3 protein-coding genes are annotated in these 2,595 nt (G+C 30.4%); all 3 read right to left on the bottom strand.

Annotation, left to right across the window (positions count from 1 at the left end; translation table 11 throughout):
- Positions 1–60: 60 nt before the first annotated feature.
- From Q0J90_RS10520 to rsxE, 3 genes are read right to left on the bottom strand one after another with little or no spacing between them, the layout of a single operon-like run.
- Positions 61–879, bottom strand: a complete 819-nt coding sequence (locus Q0J90_RS10520; protein WP_297277859.1) for an RnfABCDGE type electron transport complex subunit B — start codon at positions 877–879, stop codon at positions 61–63.
- Between the two features lie 48 nt (positions 880–927).
- Positions 928–1,509 (bottom strand): electron transport complex subunit RsxA, encoded by a 582-nt coding sequence (gene rsxA / locus Q0J90_RS10515; RefSeq protein ID WP_297277858.1) that lies wholly within the window; start codon positions 1,507–1,509, stop codon positions 928–930.
- Positions 1,502–2,161, bottom strand: coding sequence for an electron transport complex subunit RsxE (gene rsxE / locus Q0J90_RS10510; RefSeq protein WP_297277857.1), 660 nt, complete (start codon positions 2,159–2,161; stop codon positions 1,502–1,504). The genes rsxA and rsxE overlap by 8 nt, the downstream gene beginning before the upstream one ends.
- Positions 2,162–2,595 lie beyond the last annotated feature (434 nt).

The following is a 2,595-nucleotide window of genomic DNA, read 5'->3' as shown; positions in this document are numbered from 1 at the left end:
AAAAAACAAGAGTTCTATAAAAGAACCCTTGTCTTTAACAGTAACATATAAAAAAATTAATTATATATTCTTAACCGAATTTACTCTCTCATTAGTGATGGCTTTAGTAGGACATTTTGCTATACTTTCATTTGTTATTGAATAATCTTCATAATTAACTATAGCAAGATAATTATCAATTTTCATACCGCCTTCTTTAGTGTTTTTTACACATATACTGCATCCTATACAAGCTCTGTCGCATGCTTTTTTAGCAACAGGACCTTTATCCTTAGACTTACAGTAAACATGAAACTCTTGAGAAACAGGATGTATTTCTATAAGTTTCTGAGGACAAGCCTTAACACATGCATTACAAGAAACACATTTATCTTCTACTATAATAGGAACTCCTGTTTCACTTTTAATTATAGCACCAAACTCGCATGCTTTCATACAATCATAAAAACCAACACATCCGTAAGAACAATCTCTATTTCCTCCAGCCATAACAGCAGAAACACAAGTTTGAGCACCATTATAAACCTTATTAGATTTAACAATACCTGCATGTCCATGACAGAATATATAAGCTCTTGTTCTTTCCTTTTGAGGAGGAGCTACTTTACCTAAAAAATCTGCAACCATAGCAGCAGTATCAGCTCCGCCTACAGAACAGCCGTCCACAGGAGCTTTATCATCTACTAAAGCTTTAGCAAATTGAGCACATCCTGGAAAACCGCATCCTCCGCAGTTAGCACCAGGAAGTTTTGCTGTTAATTCTGTAACTCTTTCATCAACTTCAACTTTAAAAATCTTTGAAGAAAATATTAATAAAACAGCCAATATCAAAGCAATTAAACCAGAAGATATTGAAGCTACTAAAACTGATGTCATCATTTTAACTATCCTTTACTTATAACACTATTATTTTTTAGCATTATAAAATCATATTTTAATTATACCAGAGAAGCCATAGAAAATAAGAGCAAGTATACCTGCTGTAATGAAAGGCATAGCAGGTCCCTTAAAAGCTTCCGGTATATCTGCTGTAGCTAAACGCTCTCTTATACTAGCCATTATAACTAGTGCTAATGTAAAACCAACTCCTGCACCCAAAGCAAATACTATATTTTGTATAAAATTATATTTATATAAAACTCCGAATAAAGCCAAACCTAATACACAGCAGTTAGTAGTTATCAATGGAAGGAAAATACCTAAAGCTAAATATAAACTTTCACTAGTTTTTCTGACAACCATTTCAACAAACTGAACTAAAGCAGCAATAACTATAATAAATAGTATAGTTTGTAAAAATTCGATTTTAAAAGGTACTAATATATAATACTGAATCATCCAGCTAACTGCCGCAGTTAAAACAAGAACAAATGTAACAGCAATACCCATACTAACTGCTGAATCTATTTTATTAGATACCCCTAGAAAAGGACATATACCTAAAAATTTAGTTAATACGAAATTATTAACTAATACAGTTGCTATAAAAAGTAAAATTAAATTAACCATTAGCTTTTCCTCCTCTAGCATCTATAGCTCTTTTAATAGCAATTAAAGTTCCTAAAGTGAAGAAAGCACCAGGAGCCATAATCATAACAACCCAAGGAGTAGTAATTTCATTATATGCATTCAAAGCAAAAGGCATAGCTGATTCAACAAATCCTCTTAATGATCCTACTATATCAAAACCTAACCAGCTTCCATTTCCTAATATTTCCCTAATAGAGGCAAGCAATGTTAAAGCAATAAAGAAACCTACGCCGTTACCCAAAGCATCAAAAATACTAGGTACAATACCATTTTTATTAGCAAAAGCTTCAGCCCTTCCTAATATTATACAGTTTACAACTATAAGCGGTATATAAGGCCCTAAAGCTAAAGATAAAGTATAAAATTTAGCCTTCATTACTATATCTGTTAAAGTAACAAAAGCAGCTATAACTACAATGTATCCCATAATTCTAACTTCATTAGCATATACTTTTTTAATAAGTGAAATTAATGCAGATGAACAAACAAGTACAAATATAGTGGCAACTGACATACCAATAGCATTCATTACACTGCTTGTAACTGCTAAACTAGGACACATACCAAGAACCTGAACGAAAGTTGGGTTATTCTTCCATACCCCTTCCATAAATACTTGAGAATTTTTCATAATAATTAACCTTGATTTAATTAAGATTATAATCAAATATTTTAACATATATAATAATTTTTTCAAGTAAAAATGAACAATACATATACTACTATACTACATATAACACATATATAAATATTATGAAATAATGCAATATACTAACGGCTTTTTAATAAATAAATGTTTTATATACATACCCCGCCCTATAAACTTTAAAGACTATCTATGATTTTATAATATATTATTCTTCTATATCAACTTATAAAAAGCATACCCGCCCAAATTTATTTAAGTTCATAATTACAACACCGCACGCAGAATAAAGCTATAAATATATACTAATTATTAATTCTAATTTTTATTATATTTGAAATTTTGTTCACCGTGCGCAGAATATATTTTAAAATTTAAAAAACACTTGGGCGGGCAGCTATAATTTCTTGATAAAGCAT

The organism is uncultured Brachyspira sp. (genome assembly GCF_944390595.1).
Lineage (GTDB): Bacteria > Spirochaetota > Brachyspiria > Brachyspirales > Brachyspiraceae > Brachyspira.
This window is presented reverse-complemented; position numbering and strand designations above follow the sequence as displayed.